General features: G+C 72.7%; 22 protein-coding genes. 17 read left to right on the top strand and 5 right to left on the bottom strand.

All coding sequences use genetic code 11. The annotated features are described in order from the left end of the window. Positions 1–1,289 (top strand): hypothetical protein (locus ACWCSV_RS23920; protein WP_451145366.1); only part of this gene is annotated, 1,289 nt, incomplete at its 5' end. Beyond that, positions 1,286–2,521, top strand: a complete 1,236-nt coding sequence (mycP, locus tag ACWCSV_RS23915) for a type VII secretion-associated serine protease mycosin (RefSeq protein ID WP_451145364.1) — start codon at positions 1,286–1,288, stop codon at positions 2,519–2,521. The genes ACWCSV_RS23920 and mycP, both read left to right, overlap by 4 nt. Before the next feature lie 40 nt (positions 2,522–2,561). On the opposite strand, the gene ACWCSV_RS23910 is transcribed toward mycP, so the two are convergent. Then, positions 2,562–3,509: a serine hydrolase gene (locus ACWCSV_RS23910; RefSeq protein WP_451145362.1), complete on the bottom strand. Its 948-nt coding sequence runs from the start codon at positions 3,507–3,509 to the stop codon at positions 2,562–2,564. An 85-nt stretch (positions 3,510–3,594) separates the two neighbouring features. Between ACWCSV_RS23910 and ACWCSV_RS23905 the strand changes: the two genes are divergently transcribed. Together ACWCSV_RS23905 and ACWCSV_RS23900 are read left to right on the top strand one after the other, a co-directional pair. Continuing rightward, entirely contained in the window at positions 3,595–4,323 is a 729-nt protein-coding gene (locus ACWCSV_RS23905) for an SseB family protein (protein WP_451145360.1), read from the top strand. Positions 4,324–4,527: 204 nt separating this feature from the next. After that, on the top strand, positions 4,528–5,259 hold the full coding sequence (locus tag ACWCSV_RS23900; protein ID WP_451145358.1) for an MIP family channel protein: 732 nt from the start codon (positions 4,528–4,530) through the stop codon (positions 5,257–5,259). An 83-nt stretch (positions 5,260–5,342) separates the two neighbouring features. Here ACWCSV_RS23900 and ACWCSV_RS23895 read toward each other — a convergent pair whose 3' ends face one another. Further along, on the bottom strand, positions 5,343–5,702 hold the full coding sequence (locus ACWCSV_RS23895) for a DUF1844 domain-containing protein (protein ID WP_266702546.1): 360 nt from the start codon (positions 5,700–5,702) through the stop codon (positions 5,343–5,345). Between the two features lie 409 nt (positions 5,703–6,111). Between ACWCSV_RS23895 and infC the strand changes: the two genes are divergently transcribed. The 9 genes from infC to ACWCSV_RS23850 all read left to right on the top strand — a co-directional run bounded on the left by infC (position 6,112) and on the right by ACWCSV_RS23850 (position 16,352). Further along, on the top strand, positions 6,112–6,786 hold the full coding sequence (gene infC / locus ACWCSV_RS23890; protein WP_451145374.1) for a translation initiation factor IF-3: 675 nt from the start codon (positions 6,112–6,114) through the stop codon (positions 6,784–6,786). Between the two features lie 118 nt (positions 6,787–6,904). Beyond that, positions 6,905–7,099 carry a 50S ribosomal protein L35 gene (rpmI, locus tag ACWCSV_RS23885; protein WP_266702544.1) on the top strand — a complete coding sequence of 65 codons (195 nt, stop codon included), beginning with the start codon at positions 6,905–6,907 and terminating at the stop codon, positions 7,097–7,099. Positions 7,100–7,213: 114 nt separating this feature from the next. Further along, positions 7,214–7,597 carry a 50S ribosomal protein L20 gene (rplT, locus tag ACWCSV_RS23880; RefSeq protein ID WP_266702543.1) on the top strand — a complete coding sequence of 128 codons (384 nt, stop codon included), beginning with the start codon at positions 7,214–7,216 and terminating at the stop codon, positions 7,595–7,597. A gap of 168 nt (positions 7,598–7,765) precedes the next feature. Beyond that, entirely contained in the window at positions 7,766–8,605 is an 840-nt protein-coding gene (locus ACWCSV_RS23875) for a TrmH family RNA methyltransferase (RefSeq protein WP_451011910.1), read from the top strand. A gap of 289 nt (positions 8,606–8,894) precedes the next feature. Then, complete coding sequence (locus ACWCSV_RS23870; RefSeq protein ID WP_451145356.1) at positions 8,895–10,046, top strand: ATP-binding protein; 1,152 nt, start codon at positions 8,895–8,897, stop codon at positions 10,044–10,046. Positions 10,047–10,248: 202 nt separating this feature from the next. Further along, positions 10,249–11,388, top strand: a complete 1,140-nt coding sequence (pheS, locus tag ACWCSV_RS23865; RefSeq protein ID WP_451145354.1) for a phenylalanine--tRNA ligase subunit alpha — start codon at positions 10,249–10,251, stop codon at positions 11,386–11,388. Continuing rightward, complete coding sequence (gene pheT / locus ACWCSV_RS23860) at positions 11,388–13,901, top strand: phenylalanine--tRNA ligase subunit beta (RefSeq protein ID WP_451145352.1); 2,514 nt, start codon at positions 11,388–11,390, stop codon at positions 13,899–13,901. The genes pheS and pheT overlap by 1 nt, the downstream gene beginning before the upstream one ends. 474 nt (positions 13,902–14,375) lie before the next feature. Beyond that, entirely contained in the window at positions 14,376–15,734 is a 1,359-nt protein-coding gene (locus tag ACWCSV_RS23855; RefSeq protein WP_451145350.1) for a transcriptional regulator, read from the top strand. A gap of 87 nt (positions 15,735–15,821) precedes the next feature. After that, on the top strand, positions 15,822–16,352 hold the full coding sequence (locus ACWCSV_RS23850; RefSeq protein WP_451145348.1) for an NUDIX hydrolase: 531 nt from the start codon (positions 15,822–15,824) through the stop codon (positions 16,350–16,352). Between the two features lie 166 nt (positions 16,353–16,518). Here the strand turns inward: ACWCSV_RS23850 and ACWCSV_RS23845 are convergent, their stop codons facing one another. The 3 genes from ACWCSV_RS23845 to ACWCSV_RS23835 are packed head-to-tail and all read right to left on the bottom strand — an operon-like array spanning position 16,519 to position 18,933. Beyond that, positions 16,519–16,767: a hypothetical protein gene (locus tag ACWCSV_RS23845; protein WP_451145346.1), complete on the bottom strand. Its 249-nt coding sequence runs from the start codon at positions 16,765–16,767 to the stop codon at positions 16,519–16,521. Continuing rightward, the gene (locus tag ACWCSV_RS23840) at positions 16,764–17,396 is read right to left on the bottom strand and encodes an RNA polymerase sigma factor (RefSeq protein WP_451145344.1); all 633 of its coding nucleotides are present in this window, start codon (positions 17,394–17,396) and stop codon (positions 16,764–16,766) included. Before ACWCSV_RS23840 ends, ACWCSV_RS23845 begins: the two co-directional genes overlap by 4 nt. A gap of 16 nt (positions 17,397–17,412) precedes the next feature. Further along, entirely contained in the window at positions 17,413–18,933 is a 1,521-nt protein-coding gene (locus tag ACWCSV_RS23835; RefSeq protein ID WP_451145342.1) for a sodium:solute symporter family protein, read from the bottom strand. 635 nt (positions 18,934–19,568) lie between these two features. Between ACWCSV_RS23835 and ACWCSV_RS23830 the strand changes: the two genes are divergently transcribed. The 4 genes from ACWCSV_RS23830 (at position 19,569) to ACWCSV_RS23815 (ending at position 26,692) form a co-directional block, all read left to right on the top strand. Continuing rightward, positions 19,569–19,766, top strand: coding sequence for a hypothetical protein (locus ACWCSV_RS23830; RefSeq protein WP_451145340.1), 198 nt, complete (start codon positions 19,569–19,571; stop codon positions 19,764–19,766). A 969-nt stretch (positions 19,767–20,735) separates the two neighbouring features. After that, positions 20,736–21,545 (top strand): 2OG-Fe(II)-dependent halogenase WelO5 family protein, encoded by an 810-nt coding sequence (locus ACWCSV_RS23825; RefSeq protein WP_451145338.1) that lies wholly within the window; start codon positions 20,736–20,738, stop codon positions 21,543–21,545. Between the two features lie 55 nt (positions 21,546–21,600). Beyond that, a complete protein-coding gene (locus tag ACWCSV_RS23820) occupies positions 21,601–25,929 on the top strand; it encodes an amino acid adenylation domain-containing protein (RefSeq protein WP_451145337.1) in 4,329 nt (1,442 codons plus the stop codon). Beyond that, complete coding sequence (locus tag ACWCSV_RS23815; protein ID WP_451145335.1) at positions 25,922–26,692, top strand: SDR family oxidoreductase; 771 nt, start codon at positions 25,922–25,924, stop codon at positions 26,690–26,692. The genes ACWCSV_RS23820 and ACWCSV_RS23815 overlap by 8 nt, the downstream gene beginning before the upstream one ends. Positions 26,693–26,736 lie beyond the last annotated feature (44 nt).

The raw sequence follows: 26,736 nt of genomic DNA, 5'->3' as shown, positions 1-26,736 counted from the left end.
CCCTCGCCTCCCACCGCCCGACGCCGACCAAGCACGCCGCCGAGAGGTACGCGCTCGCCGCCGCCGGTGCCGTCATCGTGGCCCTGACCGCCGCCTCCTCCGGCCGGCCGCCGTCCGGCTCCGGACAGATTTCCTCCGAGACCACCCGGCGCCTGCGCCCGGGGGCCCCTGCCGCGCAACCCCCCGTACCGCCGTCGGTACCACCGTCCGTCCCCGCGCCGACGCCGTCCGAGACCACCGCCCGGCTGCGGCCCGTCCCGGCCGCCCCCGCGCGCACCGCGCCGCAGGTCCCCGGCGCCCGGCCGCCGGTCACGCCCGCCCGGCCGCCCGCCGCCCAGCCGCCCGTGCCGCCCCCCGCCGCCCGGCGCAGGCCCGTCGGGGCGGTGGACCTCACGCCGCCGCCCGGCGCCCCGCCGCAGGCCCCGTACGGGACGCGGCACCCCGGCACGTACCCCGTACCGCCGCGCTACGGCTTCCCCGAGACACCGATGGAGCGGACCACCCGGCTGCGGCCGATCAGGCCGGAGCCCCGGCAGCGGGCCAGGACCGTCGCCGCGGCCACCTGCGTCGTGCTCGGCATCGGACTGATCGGCGGGGCGGCCGCCGGGGCGTGGCTCACCGACGACGCCTCCGCCTCGTCCGGCGGGAACACCTCCTGGTCCACCGCCCGCAGCGCCTGGCACAGCCTCCCCGTCGACACGCTCTTCCCGCGCACCCTCCAGGGCAAGGGCGCCGGACCGGGCGGAGCCGACCGGGTGTGGACCCGGCTCGGGGTGGCCGCCGACGGCGACTGCGCGGAGGCCCTCGACCCGCTGCTGGTACGCGCCCTCGGGCCGGTCGGCTGCGTGCGCGTGGTCCGCGCCACCTACACCGACGCGACGCGCAGCACGGTCACCACCGTGGGCATGGTCTTCACCGAGGCGGACGACACCGCGATGCGGGCGCTCGCCACCCGGTTCGCCGACCAGGGGCTCGGCGAGCGCAAGGACCTGATGCCCCGTACGTACCCCGTGCCGGCCACCGTCGCCGAGGGGTTCGGGGCCGCCCAGCGTGCCGCCTGGACGACGCACGTCCTGACCGGACTGCCCGTCCTCGTGTACGCGGTCTCCGGGTTCGCGGACGGACGCGCCGTCACCGATCCGCAGCCCGCCGCCCGCGCCATGGCCCGGGGCGCCACCACGGCCGTCGCCGAGGCGGGCCTCGGCAACGACGCCGAGGGCGTGGCCGGCCGGGTGGAACGCGCCCTGCGCACGGCGGTCGCCGACCTGACGGAGAGGAAGCCGCGATGAGCCCCCGATTCCCCGCCGCACCCGGCACCGCCCGCTCCACCGCCGCCACCGGGCGTGCGCGGGCCGCGCGGGCCCTCGTCGCCGCCTCCGCCGCCGGGCTGCTCGCGCTGCTGCCCGCCACCCCCGCGCGGGCCGACGCCATCCGGGACCGGCAGTGGGCCCTCGCCTCCCTCCACACCGACCAGGCCTGGCGGACCACCAAGGGCCGGGGCATCACCGTCGCGGTGCTCGACACCGGCGTCGACGACAGCCACCCCGACCTCGTCGGCGGAGTGCTCCCCGGCAAGGACCTCATCGGCTTCGGCGCGGGCCCCGGCGACAAGGCATGGGCCCTGCACGGCACCGCCATGGCCGGCATCATCGCCGGGCACGGCAACGGAGCCGGCCAGAGCGACGGCGTGCTCGGCGTCGCACCCGAGGCGAAGATCCTGCCGGTCCGGGTGATCCTGGAGTCCACCGACGCCGCCCGGGCGAAGGCGCGCGCGTCCCGGGGCACCGCCCTCGCCGACGGCATCCGCTGGGCCGCCGACCACGGCGCCGACGTCATCAACCTCTCGCTGGGCGACGACAGCAAGTCCGCCCACGCGGACGCCTCCGAGGACAACGCCATCCAGTACGCCCTCGCCAAGGGCGTCTCCGTCGTCGCCTCGGCGGGCAACAGCGGGGAGAAGGGGGACAGCACCTCCTACCCGGCGGCCTACCCCGGCGTCATCGCCGTCGCCGCCGTCGACAAGTACGGCACCCATGCCTCGTTCTCCACCCGGCACTGGTACGCCACCGTCAGCGCACCCGGCGACGACATCGTCGTCGCCAACCCGGACCGCCACTACTACATCGAGTGGGGCACCTCGGCCGCCGCGGCCTTCGTGTCCGGAGCCGTCGCCCTGGTCCGCGCCGCGCACCCCGACCTCACCCCCGCGCAGATCAAGACGCTCCTCGCGAAGACGGCCCGCGACGCCCCGGCCGGCGGCCGGGACGACACCCACGGCTACGGGATCGTCGATCCGTCGGCGGCCATCGCGGCGGGCGGGGACGCCGCACAGGCGGACAGCAAGGCCGCCGCGGCCGGCTACGGCAAGAAGTACTTCGGCTCCGGCCCCGCCCCCGCGACCGACGACGGCGGACCGGCCGCCTGGACCGCCCCGGCCGCCGGAGTGGCCGGCGTCCTGTTCCTGGCGGCCGCCGTGGTGCTGTGGCGCGGCAGGAACCGCCCGGCATCACCCTTCGGCTGACCGTCCCCTCCACAAGCCGGGCATGCGGAAGGCCGCACCGTCAGCCCGCCGCCGCGACCGCCCCCACCGCGGCCTTCGCCGCCGCCTCGACCAGGGCGATGCCCGCCTGCTGGGTGGCATGCCCGTCGCTGAGCACGGCCACCAGATACGTCCTGCCGCCCGACGAGACCCGCCCCACGCTGTTGATGTCCCACAGTCCGGTGGTGGTCCGGGGCATCCAGCCGTTCTTCAGGAGCGCGTCGCCGCCCGCCGCCGACACGCCCCATCGCTGGTCCGCCTCCACCTGGCCCATCAGCTCCTGGACGTAGGCCCGGGAGTCCGCCGACAGGGGGGAGCGCGCGGTGGAGGCGGACGGGGCGAAGACCGCCTCCAGCAGCCGCACCTGGTCGGCCGCGGTGGTCCGGCTCAGCCCCCACGCGTGGGAGGCGGTGGTACCGGTCAGCCCCAGCCGCTCGTTCGCCGCGTCCAGCGCGCTCTCGCCGCCGACCACCTGGAGCAGCCGCGTCGCCGAGGCGTTGTCACTGTTCTCGATCATGGTGGCCGCGGAGGCGCGCTCACTCGCGGTCAGCTCCCGGCCCTCGTCCTGCGCGGTCAGCAGCAGCGCGGCCAGGATGTCCACCTTCACGATGCTGGCCGTGTCGAAGGTCTGCCCGGCGGTGCTCTCGTACGCGCCGCCCGCCCCGCTCCCGGTGTCGAGGACGGCGACCGACAGCCGCGCGTCACCGGCCACCGGCCGGACGGCCGCCGCCACCAGCGCGTCGTACTCCACCACGGCCTCCTCACTCGTCGCGCTCGCCGCCGCGGACGGTGTACCGCCCCCTGGCGAGGCGGCCCGCGACGAGGCCGAGGCCACCGAGGCCACCGGAGTGGCCGCGCCGTCGGCCGCGTGGCTCGTCAGGTACGCGCCGCCGGCCGCCGTACCGGCCAGCACGGCCAACGCCGTCACCGAGGCGGACATCACTGACCTGCGTATTCTCCGTCGGGGCATGGCCGCACGCTAGGAAGGGCAGCTGAGAGGAGCCTGTGGCGAACCTGTCGTCAGGGTGAGAAAAGGGACCCACTACGCTCGTCCCGTGGAGCTCAAGAACATTCCGGACCCCGGTTTCTCCGACGACGACGGCACCGCCGCCCCCGAGCTGACGGCGGCGCTCACCGCCTGGTCGGAGGACAGGTCGGCCGTCGGGCCGGTGCTCGCAGCCCTCCGGGACGCCCGGCTCCTGGTGCCTGTCGTCGCCGTCCTCGGCGAGGTGGAAGAGGACGAGAACGGGCTGCGCCGCGAGAAGACCAGCGACATGGCCGTCCCCACCCTCAAGGCGGGGAACCGGCGCGCGCTGCCCGCCTTCACGTCCACCGCGTCCCTGGCGCGCTGGGACCCGCAGGCCCGCCCCGTCGCCGTACCCCTGCACCAGGCGCTCCAGGCCGCCGCCCACGAGAAGGCGGACACGGTCGTGCTGGACCTCGCCGGGCCCGTCGCCTTCGAACTCTCCGGCTCCGCACTGCGCGCCCTCGCCGAGGGGCGGTCCAGCGCCGACCCGCTGGACGACCCCGCCGTCGTCAAGGCCGTACGGGACATCGTCTCCGCCGAACCCGCCGTGCTCCGCGCCCACTTGGGCCCCGGGAGCGCCGACGGCACCCTCGCGCTCGTCCTCGCTCCGGACGCCGCCCCCGCCGAGGCGGCGCGCCGGGTGGCCTCCGCGCTCTCCGCCAGCGAGGTGCTGCGCGCCCGGCTCGTACGCGGCCTCGACCTCGCCGTGCTGCCCGCCGGAGCGCCCGCTCCCGGCGAGGCGCTCTTCACCCGCTGAGCGCACGGCCTCCGGGGCCCGCCGGGTGCATGGGGGGCCTCCCGAGCCCGCGAGGCACACGGCCGGCCTCCGGAGCCCGCGAGGCGCATGGTCGGCCTCGGGAGCCGTCCCCGCCACCTGAACGGCCCAGCGAGCGCGTCCGCTGCTTTCCCTTGAAACTGGGCGAAGTGGAATAAAGCCGGACGAACTTCGCGAGGTGGTTGTATGCAGACGCGGACGGTTGTCTCAGAGTTTCTGGGGACGCTGCTCCTGGTGTTCTTCGCCGTCGGTTCCGCGGTGCTCGCCGTCGACTTCATCGGAACGGTGGGCATCGCCCTCGCGTTCGGGTTCACCCTGCTGGCGCTCGCCTACGCACTCGGTCCTGTCTCCGGCTGCCACGTGAACCCCGCGGTGACCCTCGGCATGCTGATGGCCCGGCGCATCGACCCGCGTACGGCGGTCACGTACTGGGTCGCGCAGTTCGCGGGCGGCATCGCGGGAGCGGCGCTGCTCTTCCTGCTGGCGAAGCAGGTCCCGGGACTCCAGACGCACGGCAAGTTCGGCAGCAACGGCTACGGCGCCCGCTCCGAGGTCCACCTCAGCCAGGGCGGCGCGTTCCTCGCCGAGGTGGTGCTGACGTTCCTGCTCGTCTTCGTCGTCCTGGCGGTGACCCACAAGGTCGCGGTGATCGGCTTCGACGGACTCCCCATCGGCCTCTCGCTCGCGGTGATCCACCTGGTGGGCATCCCGCTGACCGGTACGTCGGTCAACCCCGCCCGGAGTCTGGGGCCCGCCATCTTCGCCGGCGGCCCGGCGCTCTCGCAGCTCTGGCTCTTCATCGTGGCGCCACTCGTGGGCGGCGTCATCGCCGCGCTCGCCCACCGTCTGACGCACCCGGTCTCCACGGGTGCCGCCGAGGCGGGCGACGTTCCGGCCGACGAGGCGGGGACGGCCTGAGCGACGGCAACCGCCCGACACCACGGAGCCCGCCGTCCCCCATGGGGGGAGGCGGGCTCCGTGGTGCGCTCTCCGGGTGCTGCCTAGCCGTAGACCGGACCCGTGTACTTCTCGCCCGGGCCGGTGCCCGGCTCGTCCGGTACGAGCGAGGCCTCGCGGAAGGCGAGCTGGAGCGACTTCAGCCCGTCGCGCAGCGGCGAGGCGTGGAAGGTGCTGATCTCGGTCGTGCTGGCGTCCAGCAGGCCGGCGAGGGCGTGCACGAGCTTGCGGGCCTCGTCGAGGTCCTTGTGCTCCTCGCCCTCCTCGGTCAGGCCGAGCTTCACGGCGGCGGCGCTCATCAGGTTGACCGCGACGGTCACGATCACCTCGACGGCGGGGACCTCCGCGATGTCGCGGGCCATTTCGTCGAAGCCGGGGTTCTCGGTGCTGGGGGCGTCACTCATGCCCCACACGATACGGCGGGTCCCGTACGTCCCCGCGCGCGGGAGCCGGGCCGGAGGCGTGAGGGCCGCGGGGCGCGGGATTAGCGTCGGCGTCCGGTGGCTGCTAACCTTGTGTAACGACCGGCCGGACACCTATGTGCTCGGCCCACAAGTGGAGGCTCCGATCTCCCACCTGGTCGCCCTCAGGGCGACGGGTCACCGGTCAGACGGCCACCATCGTTCCGTACGGACGATGGAGCCGTCCGATGCGCCCCGCGGATTGCACGCGGCGGTGTTCCGGTATTTCCAGGAGCCCCGCCTGTGTTCCCGTCCGGGGCATTTTTCATATCCCGGCGCGGTTGGTCTTGTCGAAAACAGACGTTACGAGGCTGTCCGCCAGGCGGTCCCGTGGTGCTACCTAGGAGGATCCATCAGCGCCGAGCCCCGCATCAACGACAGGATTCGCGTTCCCGAGGTGCGACTTGTCGGACCCAGCGGCGAGCAGGTCGGGATTGTTCCGCTTGCCAAGGCCCTGGAGCTCGCACAGGAGTACGACCTCGACCTGGTCGAGGTGGCGGCGACTGCCCGTCCGCCCGTGTGCAAGCTCATGGACTACGGGAAGTTCAAGTACGAGTCGGCCATGAAGGCCCGTGAGGCGCGCAAGAACCAGGCGCACACGGTCATCAAGGAGATGAAGCTCCGGCCGAAGATCGACCCGCACGACTATGACACCAAGAAGGGTCACGTCGTCCGGTTCCTGAAGCAGGGCGACAAGGTCAAGATCACGATCATGTTCCGTGGTCGTGAGCAGTCCCGCCCGGAGCTCGGCTTCCGCCTGCTCCAGCGTCTCGCTTCGGACGTCGAGGAACTCGGCTTCATCGAGTCCAACCCCAAGCAGGACGGCCGGAACATGATCATGGTTCTGGGCCCGCACAAGAAGAAGACCGAAGCCATGGCGGAGGCCCGCGAGGCGCAGGCCGCCCGCAAGGCCGAGCGCCAGGGCACCACCCAGGACACCGAGTCCGAGGGTGAGCCCCAGGAGCAGGCCGAGGCACCCGCCGAGGCTCCTGCCGAGGCTTCGGGCGAGACACCTTCCGAGGCGTGACCTCGGGGCCGCCATCCAGGCGGCCCCCGGTCCTCCCGGAATCCACAGAGATCTGACGCCCCTGAACGCGCGGTGCCCGCACCGTGAGGGGCGCCACTGACGAGGAGAGAACGGCGCGATGCCGAAGAACAAGACGCACAGCGGTACCAGCAAGCGCTTCAAGATCACCGGCTCCGGCAAGGTGCTCCGTGAGAAGGCGGGCAAGCGCCACCTCCTGGAGCACAAGTCGTCCAAGAAGACCCGCTCGCTGACCGGCACGGTCGTCGTGGCTCCGGCCGACGCCAAGAAGATCAAGAAGCTTCTCGGCAAGTGAGGTCCTGGCCCCCGGTGAGTCCGGGCGGCCGACCTCGATCACACCGGGACCAATTCGTTTCCGGGCTGGGTGCGTCGAAGACATGAACACCAGCCCCGCTACAAGGAGTTAAAAGTGGCACGCGTCAAGCGGGCAGTAAACGCCCACAAGAAGCGCCGGGCGATCCTCGAGGCCGCCAGCGGTTACCGCGGTCAGCGTTCGCGCCTGTACCGCAAGGCCAAGGAGCAGGTCACCCACTCCCTGGTCTACAACTACAACGACCGCAAGAAGCGCAAGGGCGACTTCCGCCAGCTCTGGATCCAGCGCATCAACGCCGCTGCCCGCCAGAACGGCATGACCTACAACCGCCTCATCCAGGGTCTGAAGGCCGCCAACATCGAGGTGGACCGCAAGATCCTGGCCGAGCTCGCGGTCAACGACGCCAACGCGTTCGCCGCCCTCGTCGAGGTCGCGAAGAAGGCCCTCCCGGCCGACGTGAACGCCCCCAAGGCCGCCTGACCCAGGCGTACTTGAAGGTGCTTGACCCGGACCCGCAGGCGCTCGTCGCCTGCGGGTCCGGTGCGTCACACGCCTTCCCGGTGCGTCACACGCCCGTCCGGGGCGCGTGACCCTGATCCGCCGGACACCCCCGAGTCCCGCCGCACGCAGAGAGGCCCGCCGCCGACCATGGGCATCCCCGAACTGATCTCCCCGCGTTCGCCCCGCGTCGCCGCCGCCCGGAGGCTGGCCAAGCGGAACTTCCGCGTCAAGGAGCGACGGTTCATCGCCGAGGGGCCGCAGGCCGTGCGTGAGGCCGCCGTGCACCGGGGCGCCGATGGCGAACCCACCCTGATCGAGCTGTTCGCCACCGTGGAGGCCGCCGAGCGGTACACGGAGATCATCGACGCCGCCCACGCGGCCGGTGCCCGGGTGCACCTCGCCGACGCGGACGTCCTCGCCGACGTCTCCCAGACCGTCACCCCCCAGGGCCTGATCGGCGTCTGCCGCTTCCTGGACTCGCCGTTCGAGGACATCCTCGCCGCGAAGCCCCGCCTGGTGGCCGTACTGGCGAACGTACGCGACCCCGGCAACGCCGGTACGGTGCTGCGCTGCGCCGACGCGGCGGGAGCGGACGCGGTGGTCCTCACCGATGCCTCGGTCGACCTGTACAACCCCAAGTCGGTGCGCGCGTCGGTCGGTTCGCACTTCCACCTGCCGGTCGCGATCGGCGTACCGGTCGAGCTGGCCGTCCAGGGGCTGCGGGACGCCGGTGCGCGGGTGCTGGCCGCGGACGGGGCCGGTACCGCCGACCTCGACGACGAGCTCGACGCCGGCACCATGGGCGGCCCCACCGCCTGGGTCTTCGGCAACGAGGCCTGGGGCCTCCCCGAGGAGACCCGCGCCCTCGCCGACGCGGTGGTCCGGGTGCCCATCCACGGCAAGGCGGAGAGCCTCAACCTCGCCACCGCCGCCGCCGTCTGCCTCTACGCCTCCGCCCGCGCGCAGCGCCCCCGTACGGCGTCCTGACCCGGCGGCGCGCCTGTCCGGCGCGCCCGCTGTGTGCCCGCGCGTGCACATCCGCCCGTAGGCCCGCGTGCGACCGGGCGTGCGGGCGTGCGGGGCGTTCCCGCCCCTGCATGCGCGCGGTCGTGCGCCCCGGCGCGAGGCGACCGGGCAAGTTCCGGCCACGCATGAGCCGGTGTTCGCCGATGCGCCCTTCCGCGCGCCCCCGCAGGGTGTCGCGGGCTCACCGACGCCTAGTAGGGTGACGGGCTCGGGGCCCACTGCACCGGTTCGAGAGGTGGGGTACGGGAAAATGGCTGTCGGCATGAGCAGGCCGCGTCGGACGACGACCACCGTCGTCCGCCCCGGGGCGGACGAGTACGCGGCGGGCGGCTCCGCCCCCACGGACATCCTCCCCGGCGTCGAGCCGGACGACCTGCCGGACGGGCTGGTCGTCGCCGACCGGACCGGGCGCATCGTCTGCTTCAACGCCGCCGCCGTCAAGATCACCTCCGTGGCGAAGGAAGTCGCCCTCGGCAGCCGGCTGGAACAGGCACTGCCCCTCGAAGACCTCAAGGGCCGCCGCTGGTGGACCCTGACCGATCCCTACGGCGGCCTCGCCACCCGGGTCGGCCAGCCCGAGCGGAATCTGCTGCTCCCCGGCGGACGCGAGGTCCTCGTCTCCGCGCGGTACGTCCGCGACCACCCCACCGGCCCCGTCCGGCGGGTGGTCGTCTCCCTCCGCTCGACCGAGGCCCGCCGCCGTACCGAGCGCAGCCACTCCGACCTCATCGCCACCGTCGCCCACGAGCTGCGCTCCCCGCTGACCTCCGTCAAGGGGTTCACCGCCACGCTGCTCGCCAAGTGGGAACGTTTCTCCGACGACCAGAAGCGGCTCATGCTTGAGACGGTCGACGCCGACGCCGGCCGCATCACCCGCCTCATCGCCGAACTGCTCGACATCTCCCGGATCGACTCCGGCCGGCTGGAGCTGCGCCGCCAGCCCGTCGACATCTCGGCAGCCGTCGCCCGCCACGTACAGGCCCTCGTCGCCAGCGGCCAGTCGCCCGACCGCTTCCTCGTCCGTACCGAGCACCCGCTGCCCGATCTCTGGGCGGACCCCGACAAGATCGACCAGGTGCTCGGCAACCTGCTGGAAAACGCGGTGCGCCACGGCGAGGGAACTGTCACCATCGACATCGCACCCGCCCCGGCGGACAACGACGAGACAGGAACGGCGGTCACCGTGAGCGACGAAGGGCCCGGCATCCCCGAGGAGTCGATGGCCCGCGTCTTCACCCGCTTCTGGCGCGGCAGCAAGCGCGGCGGCACCGGCCTGGGCCTCTACATCGTCAAGGGCATCGTCGCCGCCCACGGCGGCACCATCACGGTCGACCGGGCGCCCGGCGGGGGCGCGGAGTTTCGATTTATCCTGCCCGTGAGCACCCCCGCGTACCTGCGATAACCAGGATCGCGCGGAGGGATCGGGCGCCTTCGCACCGCGCGGTGCAGGGCCTCCGAGCAGCCCACGGGCTTCGTACCGCCCCCACGGCCTTTAGACTCGACCTTTGGCACCTTTGCGTCCTCCTGCCGTCGAGCAGGGCCACGGGGGTCTCGGGGTGTCCCCCGATACGGGCAGTATCAGCCAATCGGAAGCACGGGAAGAGATGTCGGCACCGAACAAGTCGTACGACCCAGTCGAGGTCGAGGCACTGAAACCGGAAGAGATCGAGCGCATGCGGGACGAGGCGTTCGCCGCCTTCGCCGCCGCGGGCGACCTCGACGCGCTCGCCCAGGCGAAGACCGCGCACACCGGGGGTACCTCGCCGCTGTCGCTCGCCAACCGCGAGATCGGAGCCCTGCCGCCGCAGGCCAAGGCCGAGGCGGGCAAGCGCGTGGGCCAGGCCCGCGGCGCGGTCTCCAAGGCCCTGGCCGCGCGCCAGGCCGAGCTGGAGGCCGAGCGGGACGCCCGGGTGCTCGTCGAGGAGGCCGTGGACGTCACGCTGCCCTACGACCGCGTCCCGGCCGGCGCCCGCCACCCGCTGACGACCATCATGGAGCGCGTCGCGGACGTCTTCGTGGCCATGGGCTACGAGATCGCGGAGGGCCCCGAGGTCGAGGCGGAGTGGTTCAACTTCGACGCCCTGAATTTCGTGCCCGACCACCCGGCCCGCCAGATGCAGGACACCTTCTTCGTCCGCGGCACGACGGCCGACGGCCGTCCCACCGAGGGCGACGAGTCCGGCGTGGTGCTGCGTACCCACACCTCGCCCGTCCAGGCGCGGTCGCTGCTCAGCCGCAAGCCCCCCGTCTACGTGGTCTGCCCCGGCCGGGTCTACCGCACCGACGAGCTCGACGCGACGCACACCCCGGTCTTCCACCAGATCGAGCTGCTCGCGATCGACGAGGGCCTCACCATGGCCGACCTCAAGGGCACCCTGGACCACATGGTGCAGGCGCTCTTCGGCGCGGACATGAAGACCCGGCTGCGGCCGAACTACTTCCCGTTCACCGAGCCGTCCGCCGAGATGGACATGGTCTGCTTCGTCTGCCGCGGCGAGTCCGTCGGCAACCCCGACCGCCCCTGCCGCACCTGCGGCAGCGAGGGCTGGATCGAGCTGGGCGGCTGCGGCATGGTCAACCCGAAGGTGCTCGTCGCCTGCGGTGTCGACCCCGAGAAGTACAGCGGATTCGCCTTCGGGTTCGGCATCGAACGGATGCTGATGTTCCGCCACAACGTCGAAGACATGCGAGACCTGGTCGAGGGTGACGTCCGGTTCACCCGACCGTTCGGGATGGAGATCTGATGCGCGTCCCGCTTTCCTGGCTGCGGGAATACGTCGACCTGCCGGCTTCCGAGACCGGCCGTGACGTGCAGGCCAAGCTCGTCGACGCCGGCTTCGAGGTCGAGACCGTCGAGCAGACCGGCGCCGGCCTCACCGGCCCGCTGGTCGTCGGTGAGGTCCTGACCATCGAGGAGCTGGAGGGCTTCAAGAAGCCCATCCGCTTCTGCACCGTCGACGTCGGTACCGCCAACGGCACCGGCGAACCGCAGGAGATCGTCTGCGGCGCCCGCAACTTCGCCGTCGGCGACAAGGTCGTCGTGGTCCTCCCCGGCGCCGTCCTGCCCGGCGACTTCGCGATCGCCGCCCGCAAGACGTACGGCAAGACCTCGCACGGCATGATCTGCTCCACCGACGAGCTCGGCATGGGCGACGACGGCACCCACGGCATCATCGTGCTGTCGCCGGAGACCGAGGCGGGTACCGACGCGATCGAGCTGCTCCAGCTCGTCGACGAGGTCCTCGACATCGCCGTCACCCCCGACCGCGGCTACGCCCTGTCGATGCGCGGCATCGCCCGCGAGACCGCCACCGCGTACGGCCTGCCGCTGCGCGACCCGGCGCTGCTCGACGTACCCGCCCCGAACGCGTTCGGCTACCCGGTCCGGATCAGCGACCCGTTCGGCTGCCCGCGCTTCACCGCGCGCACCGTCACCGGTCTCGACCCCGAGGTCCGCTCGCCGCTCTGGATGACGCGCCGGCTGCAGAAGGCCGGCATGCGCGCCGTCTCGCTCGCCGTCGACATCACCAACTACGTGATGCTGGAGCTCGGCCAGCCGCTGCACGCCTACGACCGCACCCGCGTCGAGGGCCCCATCGGCGTCCGCCGCGCCCAGCAGGGCGAGAAGCTCACCACCCTCGACGGTGTCGTCCGCGTCCTGGACGCCGAGGACCTCGTCATCACCGACGACCGCGGCCCCATCGGCCTCGCCGGTGTCATGGGCGGCGCCCACACGGAGATCGCCGACGCCGGCACCGGGACCGCCGCCACCACCGAGGTCGTCGTCGAGGCCGCGAACTTCGACGCGCTCTCGATCGCCCGCACCTCGCGCCGGCACAAGCTGTCCACCGAGGCGTCCAAGCGCTTCGAGCGCGGCGTCGACCCGCAGGCCGCCGCCGCTGCCGCGCAGCGCACGGTCGACCTGCTGGTGCTGCTCGCCGGCGGCACCGCCGAGGCGGGCGTCACCGAGATCACCGCCCCGTCCGCGCCCCGCACCATCGCGATGCCCGCGAACCACCCCAGCCGGGTGGCCGGGGTCGACTACGGCCGCGAGATCGTCGTCCGCCGCCTCCAGGAGGTCGGCTGCGACGTCTACGGGCAGGACGAGCTCCTGGTCACCGTGCCGTCCTGGCGCCCCGACCTGAGCGAGCCGAACGACCTCGCCGAAGAGGTCATCCGGCTGGAGGGCTACGAGAACCTCCCGTCGACCCTGCCGACCCCGCCGTCGGGCCGCGGTCTCACCGACCGTCAGCGGCTGGGCCGCCGCATCGGCCGGGCCCTGGCCGGCGCCGGCTACGTCGAGGCGCTGAACTACCCGTTCATCGGGAACACCGTCCTCGACCAGCTCGGCCTGGACACCGACGACGCCCGGCGCCGCACGGTCCTCCTCGCCAACCCGCTCTCCGACGAGGAGCCGGCGCTGCGCACCACACTGCTGCCGGGCCTCCTCGGCGCACTGCGGCGCAACGACGGCCGCGGCTCCCACGACCTCGCGCTCTTCGAGACCGGGCTGGTCTTCCGGCCGACCGGCCACGAGACGCAGGCCGTCCGGCTCCCGGTGGACCGGCGCCCCTCGGAAGAGGAGATCGCCGCGCTCGACACCTCCCTGCCGCGTCAGCCGCGCCACGCCGCCGTCGTCCTCGCGGGCGCCCGCGAGCAGGCCGGCTGGTGGGGCAAGGGCCGCCCGGCCACCTGGGCGGACTCCGTCGAGGCGGCGCGCACCCTCGCCCGCGAGGCGGGCGTCGAGGTGACGGTCCGCGCCGACCGGCACGCCCCGTGGCACCCCGGCCGCTGCGCCGCGCTGTACGTCACGGTGAACGGCGAGGAGACCCTCCTCGGACACGCGGGCGAACTCCACCCGCGCGTCGTCAAGGAGCTCCACCTTCCCGAGCGAACCAGCGCCATGGAGATCGAGATCGACGTCCTGGAGCGGGCCGCCGAAGGCGCGCTCCGCGCTCCGCGGATCTCCACCTTCCCGGTGGCGACCCAGGACATCGCGCTCATCGTCCCCACCGACGTCCCCGCCGCCGAGGTCGAGGCGACTCTCCGCGAGGGCGCGGGCGAACTCCTCGAATCGCTCCGGCTGTTCGACGTGTTCACCGGCGACCAGATCGGTGAGGGCCGCAAGTCGCTCGCGTACGCGCTGCGCTTCCGCGCCCCGGACCGCACGCTGACGGTCGACGAGGCGTCGGCCGCCCGTGACGCCGCCGTGGCGCTCGCCGCCGAGCGCAACGGCGCGGTGCTGCGCGGGGCGTGACGCCCGGCGCGGCGGCCGTCGCCGCACGGTGAGGAGGGACGCATCCGATGACGGATGCGTCCCTCCTCCGTCTCGCCGTCCGCGGGGGACCGCACCCGGGCCCGGAGCCGGGACCGGAAGCGCTTCGGCCCCGGCCTCCGTCCCGTGGCCACCCCTCCTGTTCGTTCGGGCAGTGGGACCGTGCGGTCCTGCACCGCCCGCCCTGCCGTGGTGTGTCGGGCAGGCCGGCAGAGCGGGCGGTGCGGACGAGGGCCGTCGGAGCTTTACGAGGGGGAGCCGCGACGACCCGGCCGCGATCCGGCGAGACGCCCAGTCAACCCACGCCCGTCCCCCCGCGGGAGGGCGCACAGGGGGACGGTTCGGGCATTCCGTTCACACCCCGTGTGAATCGGTGCTTGGCTGGCACCTTGCGGCGTACGCGTCCGGCACAGGCCCGACCCACCTGTTCCGGCCCGGCGCGGGAAGGGGGGACGCGTGGAGCGCGACCGTACGGAGCCCAACATCCTGCTGGAGTCCCTCGTGGAGGAGGCAGGGGTCTCGCGGGCGGGGCTCGCCGCCCACGTGAACCGGGCCGGCCAGGCCCGGGGGCTGCGGCTGCGGTACGAACACACCGCCGTGTCCCGCTGGTTGAAGGGCCAGCGCCCGCGCGGCGAGGTACCCGACCTGATCTGCGAGGTCCTCGGGCGGCGCCTCGGGCGGCCCGTCACCCTCGACGACATCGGCATGGGCGCGGCCGGCGCACCGGCCGCGCCGTCGCCCGGCACCCCGCTCGCCGGCTTCGTCGAACGGGCCACCGCGCTCTGGCGTGCGGACGGGCAGCACAGCCCGCGGCTGACCGGTGTCCCCGCCGTCACCGGGACCGAGGCGGTGATGCCCGTCTGGGAATGGGAGAACCCGCCCGAGGACAGGGACGTCTCCCGCCCCGGCCCGTCCCGCATCGGCCCCGCCGACCTGGAGATCCTGCGCGCCGCCCGCAACCACTACGAGCACCTCTACCGCAAGGCCGGCGGCATCGCCACGAGAGGCCGGGTGGTGGGCTTCCTCAACGCCGGGGCGGCCCCGCTGCTGCACGCAGGCCACGACGACGCGACGGGCCGCCGGCTGCACCGCGCGACCGCCGGACTCGTCGCGCTCGCGGGCATCTGCGCCTACGACTCCGACGCCCACGGACTGGCCCAGCGCTACTTCCACCAGGCGCTGCGCCTCGCCAAGTCGAGCGGCGACCGGGCGCTCGGCGGCTATGTGATCGCCCTGCTGGTCAACCAGTCGCTGCACCTGGGGGAATTCCGCCGCGCGGTCGCCTTCGCCGAGGCGGCGATACGGGCCGCCGGCCACCGCATCACCCCCGCGCTCGCCGCGGACCTCCACGCCATGCAGGCCAAGGCGTACGCCCGGCTCGGGGACGACCGGTCCGCCCGCGAGCGCATCGGCCGCGCCGAGGCCCTGGCGGCCCGCATCCTCCCCGGCGCGGAGCCGGAGGAGACCGCATACGTCCAGCCCGGCCTGGTGGACGTACAGGTCGCCGAGGCCCTGCTCGGCCTGGGCGACCTCGAAGCCGCCAGGGAGCACGCGGCCCTGGCCGTGCACGCCCCGGCGCACGACCGGGGGCGCGTGCACCGGCTCGCGATGCTGACCCAGGTGGAGCTGCGCCTCGGCGAGCCCGACCGGGCGGCGCGTACGGCCACGGAGATGGCGGAACGCGCGCGCGGGGTCGAGTCCCGCAGGCTGCGCGAGCGGATGGGCGCCGTCCGCGACGACCTCGCGGCCAGCAAGAGCGCGGAGGCCGTGCGGGCCGCCGAAGTGATCGGGGGAGCGCTGCGCGTGCCCCTGTGAGCCCCGGCGCATTCGGAAGCGCACCCTCCTTCAACCTGCCACCCCTGCTGCGATGTTGCCACCAAACGAACGAAAGGTGGCAGAACTGTGCAATGGGCGAACCTGAACGAACAGTCCGTCTATGAAAACCGCTGGTTCCGAGTGAACCTCGCGGACGTCCGACTCCCCGACGGCAGGCACCTCGACCACTACGTCATCCGGCTGCGCCCCGTCGCCGCCGCCACCGTCGTCAACGACGCCGACGAGGTCCTGCTGCTCTGGCGGCACCGCTTCATCACCGACAGCTGGGGCTGGGAACTCGCCGCCGGAGTCGTCGAGGACGGCGAGGACATCGCCCGCGCCGCCGCCCGGGAGATGGAGGAGGAGACCGGCTGGCGCCCCGGCCCGCTGCGCCCGCTGATGACGGTGGAGCCCTCCAACGGACTCACCGACGCCCGCCACCACCTCTACTGGGCCGAGGAGGCCCACTGGACCGGGCCGCCCACCGACGGGTTCGAGTCCTCGCGCCGGGAGTGGGTGCCCCTCAAGTCCGTACCCGGCCTCATCGCCGGGGGCCGGGTCCCCGCGGCCAACATGGCAGCCGGACTGCTGATGCTGCACCACCTCAGGCTGGGGTGACGGCGGCCGGACACGACGGAGGGGCGGCCGGGGAAGCCGGCCGCCCCTCCGGGTGGGACGCGCCCAGGCGTACGGGTGGAACCGTTGCCGCAGGCCGCTGCCCGGGGGAGATGCGTGCTCTGCCGGGCGGGCCGGCCGGTCACCGCCGGGTGGTGGCCTCCGGCGCCTACGCGGGAGCGGTGTTGTCGAAGACCACGTGGGTGTCCGGCGACGCGTTGGAGAGGGTCATCAGGCCGATGGCGCAGACGACGGCGACGATGAGAAGGACCAGGACCGCGACGACGCACCGGCGCCGGTACTCCCGGCGGCGCCAGCGGGCCTGTTCCACGCGGTACGACGTCGCCGAACCGTCCGGTACCGACGCGGCGAGGTCGCTCAGTACCTTGCGCAGCAGGTCCTCGGTGTCCCTGCTCACCCGGCTGCTCCCTTCATGACACTCGTCAGCTTCGCCATGCCCCTGGCGGTGTGCGACTTCACCGCTCCGACGGAGATCTTCATCGTCTCGGCGATCTCGGTCTCCTTCAGGTCCAGCCAGTACTTCAGCACCAGGACCTGCCGCTGCCGGGACGACAGCGTACCCAATGCCGCCACGAGTTCACGCTGGTCCTGGTTGAGGAGTACCTGCTGCTCAGCGGAGCGGACCAGGTCTTCCGGCACGCGGTAGGTGTGCCGGCGGACGACCCTGATGCGGCGTATGCGCATCCGCGCCAGGTTGCAGACTATGGAGCGGAGGTAGCTCGCCGCGGCCTCGGGCGTCTTCAGCTTCGCCCATCGGTAGTGGAGCTGGCAGAACGCCTCCGAGACGAGATCCTCCGCGTCCTGTTCGGCGCCGAGCAGCACCGCGAGACGCACCAGCCCGGCGTAGTGCTGGTCGTAGATGTGAGCGATCGCCACTTCCCGGTCGGCGTCACGCAGGTTGAGGGTGGCGTTCTCGTCGAGCGCCTCCAGAGGGGCGAGCGGCGGGACCGCGACGTCCCGGGGCAGCGGGACTGCGGGCGCGAGGGATCGGAGCGGTTCGCTATGTCGTGGCAGGAGCGGCTTCACGGGGTGGGTTCCTCACTCATTCGACGACGAAGGCGTACTTGGAGCCGCGGCGTTCGAACCCCGCTCCTCCGGCCGTGCCGTCCGTGCCCCGCGGCACGCCGAGAGCGTCGAGGAGGGGCGTGAGCAGGGCGGCGACCGCGAGGTTGAGCGCGAGGGCGATCAGGGCGACGTACACCGGCGCGTGCACCGGGCCGACGCCGATGTCGACCACGGTGGAGAAGCCGCGCAGCCCCAGCAGGACGGTGCCGGAGACCATGCCCAGCGCCCAGCCGAGGAACAGCGCGCGCCGGTGGAACCAGCGGGTGAACAGCGACACCGCGACGGCGGGCAGGATCTGCAGGATCCAGACGCCGCCGAGCAGATGGAGGTTGATGGCGTCCTGCGGCTTCATGAGGAGCGCGAAGACGATGGCCCCTGCCATGATCACGAGTGCGGGGCCGCGGGCGACCCGCACCTCGTGCTTGGGGGTGGCCGTGGGGTTGAGGTACTCGACGTAGACATTGCGGACGAACAGCATCGCCGTGCTCATCGCCATGACGACGGCGGGCAGCAGGCCGGCCACGGCGAGTGCGCCGAAGAGCAGCCCGGCCAGCCAGTCCGGGGCCAGTTCGCGGACGAGCGTGGGTACGGCCAGTTCGCCGTGCCCGGGCGAGGTCGTCACCCCCGCGGCGAGCGCGGCGATCCCGAAGAAGGCCCAGAGTCCGAGCGTCATGCTCCACGCGGGCAGGAACGTGGTGGCTGCCCGCAGCGTCTCCTTGGACCTGCTGGCCATGGCGACCAGGAGAACCTGCGGGTACATGAGCTGGGCGAGCGCGGAGCCGAGGGCGAGCGAGGCGTACGTGGTGAAGTGCTGGGTCGGCACGCCGTAGGACTGCCCCATCGCCGTGCCGCGCCCGCCCGCGAGTTCGAAGATGTGTCCCGGTGTGCCGAGCCGGGTGACGGTCAGTACGAGCAGCACCACGACGGCTGCGCCGATGAGCACGGCCTTGACCAGCGAGATCCGGGCACACGCGCGCAGGCCCCCGGGCTGGGTCACCAGGGCGAAGGCCAGGAAGAGCACGACGAGTACCGTGCAGCCCGCGAACCCGTCGGGGGCCAGCCCGATGGAGCGCAACACGGCCGCCATGCCCACGACTTGGAGCCCCAGGTAGGGCATGGTCGCCAGAATGCCGGTGAGGGCCGTCGCGAGTGCCAGCGGATGGGAGCCGTGCCGGACACGGACGTAGTCGGCCGCGGTGACCAGACCGTGCTTCTCGCCGATGTCGCGCAGCCGGGGCAGCAGGATCAGGATCAGCGGCGAGAGCAGCATGGTGTAGACGAGGGAGTACAGCGCCAGCCCGCCGGTGCCGAACATGAGGCCGGGCACGGCGATGTAGGTGTACGACGTGTAGATGGTGCCGCCGAGCAGCAGGCAGGTGGTGGCGGTGCCGAAGCCGCGGCCGCCGAGCGCCCAGCGGGTGGGGTGCGGCAGCTCGTCGCGCGGCGGGCGGCGGGCCCCGGCCAGCAGGGCACAGCAGACGACGAGGACGAACCCCACAGCGATCGCGTGGCTGATGACGCCCCCTCGGCTCAGAACAAGGGATCTGCGGGGGACTGTGCCGGCCGGTAGGCCGAGTGCCCGAAGTCGCTCGGTGTGAGGCTTCCCTCGTCCACTCTTCTGCGTATTTCGTCAACCGGGTTCTGCTCAGCGGCACTTTAGGTCGCGCCCGAGCGAGGGGTCAAGGATCGGCCGGAGGGCGGTGCCGAATGATCACGCTTGCTCGGGCATGCGTCCTACCTCATGAAATAGGGGCTTCGCCGACGCGGAACGTGATCCACGCCACTCGACAAAAACAGCGTCCGCGTAAACCCTCCGCCCGGGGCGCGCAACCAACACCCGTAGCCGGCGGCCGGAGCGCGAGGACGCTCCCGCCGCCGCGCTCCGCGGGAGTCCGCACCTACGCGCCGCGCTGTGCCGGACCGCCTCTTTCGCGCACTCCCGTCTTCTCCGCCGGCCATGTCCCGTCACTCTCGGGCTACCGGCCACCGGATACGTCAACGACTCGGAGGGGTGCGGTTGTGCCAGTGAAGGCTGCGGGAGACGAGTGCGTCGGGAGCGGAAGCGGAAGCGGGAGCGGGGGTGGACGCGGGCCCGCGCGGCGCGTGGCCCGGTGGGCCCTGTTACTCCTGCCGGTGGCCGCCGCGGCGGCGACGCTCGCGGTGCCGCCCGACCGTCCCCTGCTGTTCGGGATTCCCCTCTTCTACGTACTGCACTTCGTCGTCTGCCTGCTGAGCGCGGCGGTCGCCCCCCTGCTGCGGCGCCTGTACAGGACCTCCGACGAGCCGCCCGGTCCGGCGCTGCCGCGCGGGGGTTCCTCGCCGATGCGATGAACCCCCGCGCGAGGACGGGGCCGCCTGGGCCCGGGATGCGGCTGTGCGTGCCCGGCCCATGACCCGGGTGGCGCGTCGTACACCGCCGGCGGATCACCGCCGGGCTTCACGGTGACTCAGGTCACATCAACTTTCCGCAGCCGGGCGTAACCCGAACGACATCGCCAGGCAACTGTTGTGAGTGAAGGGGGTGCCGGGCGCTGTTCCGGAGTGCCTCCGAGGAGACGCCCATACGTTCCGCGCGGGTGGCCGGTCGGCGCCGCGCGGGCACGAGTCGATGGAGGTTCGGTGCGACCGCTGAAGGTTCCACGGGCGGGTGAGGGCTCCCGGTCGTCCTCCTGCACTTCGCCGGCGGACACCGCCGGTGCCGTCGAAGCCCCGCGGGGAATTCCCTTTCTGCGGGGTATCCCATGCTGATCCGAACGCATCCGGTATCGAGGGGAAATTTTTAGCGAAGTGTCGCCGCCGCGCTCAGGTGTGCGCGGTGATCGCGGGGGCTCCTATTTCCGCTGAAACGCCCGTCGGGGCGGAATTCGTCGAAATCATCCTCGGCTGAGGACGGAGCGATCTCTCCGGGGCCGCCCGCCCCGGACGGACGGGGGACATCGCCCGGGCGCCGTGGCTCCGGAAGTCCGGGCTAGGTCGTGCAGGGGCTGAAGCGATGCCTTGTCCGTCGGCCGGCGGCCGAGGGGCTCACCGCCGGGGCCCCGGCACGTGCGGCCGTAGACCTCGCCCTCCCCGGGCGAATTCAACCCTTCTCTTGCCGGAGGGTCTCTTCGGCGTTGCTTTTTTATGCCCGGATTCCGGCCGGAAACGCCCCCTTGACCCCGGCGGTCGATTCACTTAGCTTTCCCTCTGGCACAAATTGGATCCGCCTTCTGGAATTCCCTGAAACGGTGCAGGTTCACCCGCGGCAGTGAGCTCGAGTCCGGGCACTCCTGCCCTCTCTCAACCCGAGGAGCCCTTTTCGTGAGCGTCAACACGGATGTCGTCAGGACCCTGACGAACGAAATCGCCACCGAACTCACCACCGAGACGCTGCTCAAGCTGGCCAACCGCGAGATCGGCGCGATCCACGTCCGCGGCTACTACCCCGTCGACATCGCCGAGGGCGTCGCGCAGAAGGCGATCAACCACCAGGCGCTGGGCAACTACCACAAGCAGCACACCAGCAGTGTCGGCCGCGTCTACATGCCGCACATCGACACCAAGTGGGACGCGGAGCTGACGAACAAGTACCACGACCAGGCCCTGCCGGCCATCCAGGACGTCCGCTCGATGTTCCACCCCTACCTCTCCCCGGTGGACCGGGTCCGCCTGGAGCTGCAGGAGCTGTGGCCGGCGGGCGCCAACCTGTTGCGCCTGCGCGGGCGCGCCTGCTTCGTGGGCGCCTTCCGGGTCTTCCAGCCCTCCACCTCGGAGTTCTACCCGCACAACGACGCGATCGACCAGGAGAGCGACGCCCCGGAGATCGAGGGCGTGGTCAACCAGCTCGTCGCCAACATCTACCTCCAGGTGCCGGAAAAGGGCGGCGACCTGCACCTCTGGCTCCGTGAGCCCACCGAGGACGAGACCAGGACCATCCTCGACGTCGAGGGCCTGGAGCCGGATTCCGTCGAGGAGCCGGTGCACGTCATCCACCCCGAAGCCGGCGACCTCATCATCTTCAGCCCCCGCATGCTGCACGCGGTGACCGCCGGACAGGGCGAACACCGCGTCGGCGCCGCCGCGTTCATCGCCTCCAAGGGCCCGCAGGAGCCGCTCGTCTTCTGGAGCTGATCCCGGCTCACCGGCACCCCCTCCGACCGACCGCCCACACGCAGAGGACTACGGCATGCTCCCGGCTCTGGTTCGTACGCACGCGACGGCCCACCCGAACCGAACGGCCGTCGCCGTGGGTCAGGACCGCCTGACCTACGCCCAGCTCGACGACCGGGTGTCCCGGCTGATCCACCAGCTGCGCGGCCGGGGCATCGGCCGTGGTTCTCTCGTGGGCATCCACCTCGACCGCTCCCCGGACGTGGTGGTGGCGCTCCTCGCCGTGCTCGGGACGGGCGCGGCGTACACGGTCGTCGAGCCCACCGACCCGGTGGCGGAGGGGGCCGGCCGGCTCGCCGCGGCCGCCCCCGGCCTCCTGCTCACCTCCCGGCGGTACCGCGACGAGCTCACCTCGTCGGGGTTCGACGTCCTGGAGGTGGGCGAGGCGGGTACGGCCGGTGCCGCCGGCCCGGCACCGCTCGCGAAGCCGGGCCCCGACGACATCGCGTACGTCCTCTACACCTCCGGGTCGACCGGCATCCCCAAGGGGGTCATGGTCACCCACGCCAACGTGCGGCACTACACCACGTCGCTGCTGGCCCGGCTGGACATCGCCGAGCCGCTCTCGTACGCACACGTCACCACGCTCGCGGCGGACCTCGGCAACACCTGCCTCTTCCTGGCACTGTGGACCGGCGGCACCCTGCACCTCGTCGACGACGCCACGCGCCGCGACCCCATGGGCCTGCTGCGCCACCTGCACACCGAGCGCATCGACGTACTCAAGACGACGCCCTCGCACTGGGGCGTCCTCTTCCGGGCCTTCGGCCACGACGCGACGACCCGGCCCGAGTTGCGCGTCCTGCTGCTCGGCGGCGAGCTGATGCCGGTGTCGCTGGCCCGCCGCGTCCTCGCCTCGGGCGTCACGCGCACCCTGGTCAACCACTACGGCCCCACCGAGGCCACGGTGGGCATCGCGGCACACGTCCTGCGCGACGCGGCGGCCCTGGACGCGATCGGCGACGCCGCGTCCGTCCCCATCGGCACCGCGTTCGGCGAGACCCGCCTTTTCGTACGCACCGAGGACGGCCGCTTCCACCAGCGTGACGCGGTCGGCGAGCTCTACGTCGCCGGGCCCTCGGTCACCCGGGGCTACCGGAACGACGCCGAGGCCACCGCCAAGGCGTTCACCGGCGAACTCGACGCCGCCATGCCGGGACTGGGCACGGCCTACCGCACCGGCGACACGGTACGGGCCGACGGCCGGGGCGTCCTGGAGTTCCTCGGCCGCGGCGACCGCCAGGTCAAGATCGGCGGCTACCGCGTGGAGCTCGGACACGTGGAGGCGGGCCTGCGCCGACTGCCCGCGGTCTCCGACGCCCTCGCCCTCCGGCCCACCGCCGAGCGGCCCGCCCTCGTCGCGGCCGTCACCACCGCGCAAGACGCCGCGGACGCCGAACCGGCCGCGATAAGAGCGCAGTTGCGGGGCACCCTGCCCGCATACATGATCCCGGACCGCATCGAAGTCTTCGACGACTTCCCGCGCAACGACAACGGGAAGACCGACCAGGCCGCGCTGCGCCGGCTCGTCGAGGCCCGTCTGAACGACCGCGCCGAGCGCACCCACGACGCCGACGAGAACGACCCGGTCCTCGCGGAGGTACTCGCGGCCTGGCGCCGCCACCTGGGCCACGGCGACTTCGGGGTGCACGACGACTTCACCCTGGCCGGCGGCAGTTCCATCGGCGCCATCCAGATCATCGCCGACCTCCAGGCCAAGGGCCACCAGGTGTCGGCAGCCGCGTTCTTCGCGGCACCCACCGTCGCGGCGCTCGCGGCCCGCATCACGACCGGCGCGGCCACCGAGCGGACCCCGCACGCCGGCGTCGGGGGAGGCGTCACCGCCGAGGATGACACGGCACTCTCCCCGGCCCAGCAGTGGTTCTTCCGGAACGGGTTCGCGCAGCCCGACCAGTGGAACCAGGCGCTGCTGCTGGACATCGACGCGGGCGTACGGCCCGACGCCCTGGAAGCGGCCGTCGCCGACACGGTCGCGCTGCACCCGCTGCTGCGCACCGCCTTCCGCGGCGAGGGCGGCGACCGCCGGCGCCACGTCGTCGACCCGGGCCGCACCTTCACCGCCTCGGCGCTGCCCGAGGGCGACGAGGCCGTCGCACGGCACATCGAGGAGACGGCGACCGCCAGACAGGCCGAGATCTCCATAGCGGGCGGCACCGTCTTCAAGGCGCACCTCTTCCACGGCGCGGACCAGGCCCATCTCCTGCTGATCTGCCACCACCTCTCCGTCGACGCCGTTTCCTGGCGGATCGTCGTCAACGACCTCAGCCGCTGCTACACCGAGCGGCTGAAGGGCAACGCGCCCACGACCGCCGCCGGCACCACGGGCTTCGGCGAGTGGGCCACCCACCTCAAGGACCAGGCCCGCGCCCTGCGCGCCGACCTCGCCCACTGGGACGACCTGAGCCACCTTGCTCCCGTACCCCGGGACGGCGAGAACCGTGAGGGCGACGCGCAGGCCGTATGGTTCCGGATCGGCCGCACCGAGACCGAAGCCCTCGCCCGCGCGGGCACGGCCAGCACCGGCACGCCGCTCCACGCCGCCCTGCTCGCCGCCTTCGCACAGGCGCTCGGCGAGGCCGACGGCCAGGACGAGTTGCTGGTCGACGTGGAGAGCCACGGGCGCGAAGCGTTCGACGACGCGGTCGACGTCTCCCGCGCCGTCGGCTGGTTCACCTCCACCTTCCCCATCCGCATCGACGTCGTCGACGGCGACGTGGCAGCCACGGGCAAGTCGACGGCGAAGGCTCTGCACGACGTGCCCCACCTGGGCATCGCGTACGGCTTCCACGACCAGCCGCAGCGTGCGGACGTGTGCTTCAACTACCTGGGCTCGTTCTCCCTGCCCTACGGCGACGACCTCCGCCCCTCGCTCTCGCGGCACGCGGTGGGCCCGGTGCGCGGCGCCGACAACGACCGCGGCTACGGCCTCAAGCTCACCGCCCGTCTCCACGACGGACAGCTCGTCGCCGACCTCTCGTACACGCCGCGCCGCCACGACCCGGAGCGGATGCTCCGGCTGGCCCGCGCCACCCGCGCGTACCTCCTCGAGTCGGCCCGGCTGCCCCGCTCCGAGGGCCAGTTCGTCATCCAGCCCGGGTCGGGCACCGGTCTGCTCGCGCAGGTGCCGCGCGCCCTGCACTGCGAACCGCCCGCCCGGGCCACCCGCGAGTACGGGGCCGTCCTGCTCACCGGCGCCACCGGGTTCATCGGCGCGCACCTGCTGCACCTGCTGCTGACCCGTACCACCGGGCACGTCCACTGCCTGGTGCGCGAGCACCCCGACCGGCCGGCGTTCGAGCGGCTTCGGGAGGCGTACGCCTGGTACCGGCCGGGCGACGACCTGGCGCGCTGGGGCGACCGCGTCACCGTGTACGCCTCCGACCTGGCCGAGCCGGGCTTCGGACTCACCGACGAGGAGTACGCGACGCTGACCCGCGAGGTCGAGGCGGTGTACCACCTGGCCAGCAACACACGGCTGTTCGGCGACCGGGACACCTTCGACCGGGACAACACCGGCCCCGTGCGCGCCATGATCCGCCTCGCGGGTACCGGCCGCCCCAAGGACCTGCACTACGTCTCCACCCTCGCGGTCTGCGGCAGCGGCGCGGAGGGCGAGCGGGCCGTCTTCTCGGAGGACAGCCTCAACATCGGCCAGCGCTTCCTCAACGAGTACGAGCGCAGCAAATACGACGCGGAGCGCCTCGTCGAGGAGTTCACGGCGGACGGCGGCGCCGGGTTCGTCTACCGGTCCGGCAACGTCACCGGCCACTCGCTCACCGGCCGCTTCCAGCGCAACGGCAGCGACAACCGGCTCATCCAGCTCCTGCGGGCCTGCGCACGCCTGGGCCGGGTGCCCCGCATCGGCTCCGAGACACTCGCACTGAGCCCCGTGGACACCGTCGCCGAGGGCATCCTGGAGATATCCCGCAGCACCCGGGTGCGCGGCGGCACGTTCCACGTCGACACCCACCACGAGGTGCCGTACGACGAGGTCTTCGCAGCCCTGCGGGAGCTGGGCTGCACCGTCGAGGAGGACGCGGCGCCCGACTTCGCGACGCTCTTCGGCGACCACATCGGGAGCGGGGACGAGCAGATCTCCCTCGCGCACTTCTGGGCGAGCCGCCCGGAACGCAACGTCCGCTACGACCACACGCGCACCCGGCGCCTGCTCGCGCACCTCGGCGTGGAGTTCGCGCCGCTGGACCGCGCCTGGCTGCGCGCGTACTTCACCGGACTCATCCACCAGGGGGAGATCCCCCTCGCCGCCGACCGGCAGGCCGACCGGCAGGACACGCACGACAACCAGGGGATTCGACATGACTGAGGCAAAGAGCGAAAGGCGCGTCGCCGTCGTGACCGGGGCGTCCTCGGGGATCGGCCGGGCCGTCGCCGCAGCCTTCGCCCGGAGCGGCATCCACGTGGTGGCCGCCGGGCGCAGGGCCGACCGGCTGGCCGCCGTCCAGTCCGAGGCGGCCGGCCTGCCCGGCTCCGTGCTGCCGTTCCCCGGGGACATGACCCGGCCGGCGTACACCGAGGAGCTGCTGGTGGCGGCCGAGCGGGAATTCGCCCCCGCCGACATCTTCGTGGCCTCGGCCGGACGGGGCCTGGCCGGCACCGTCCTCAACTCGGACCCGAGCCAGTGGCAGGAGGTGATCGAGGCGAACTACCTCGCCATCCTCCACCAACTGCGGGCCGCTGCAGCCGAGTTCGTGAAGCAGGCGCAGGCGGACGGCGGGCGCCGGGTGCGCGACATCGTCGTCATCGGCTCCACCGTCGGACGCCAGGTGTCGGCCGCCAACCCGGTCTACGGCTCCACGAAGTTCGCCGTGCACTCGCTGGTCGAGGCGCTGCGCCAGGAAGTGTGCGCGCACAACATCCGGGTGACGCTGATCGAGCCCGGCTTCGTGCGCTCCGGCTTCCAGGAGGCCGCCGGCTACGACTCCGAGTGGTTCGAGTCCGTGGCCGAGCAGAACGGTCCGCTCCTCGTGCCCGAGGACGTCGCGTCCGTCGTCGAGTTCGTGGTCGGCCGGCCGACCCATGTGCACCTCGACGACATCCGGCTGCGCCCCACCCGTCAGAAGGCCTGAGGACCGTGCCCGTGGACGACTTCCTCACCTCCCGGTGCACCCCG

Source organism: Streptomyces sp. NPDC001770, from assembly GCF_053596135.1.
This window is presented reverse-complemented; position numbering and strand designations above follow the sequence as displayed.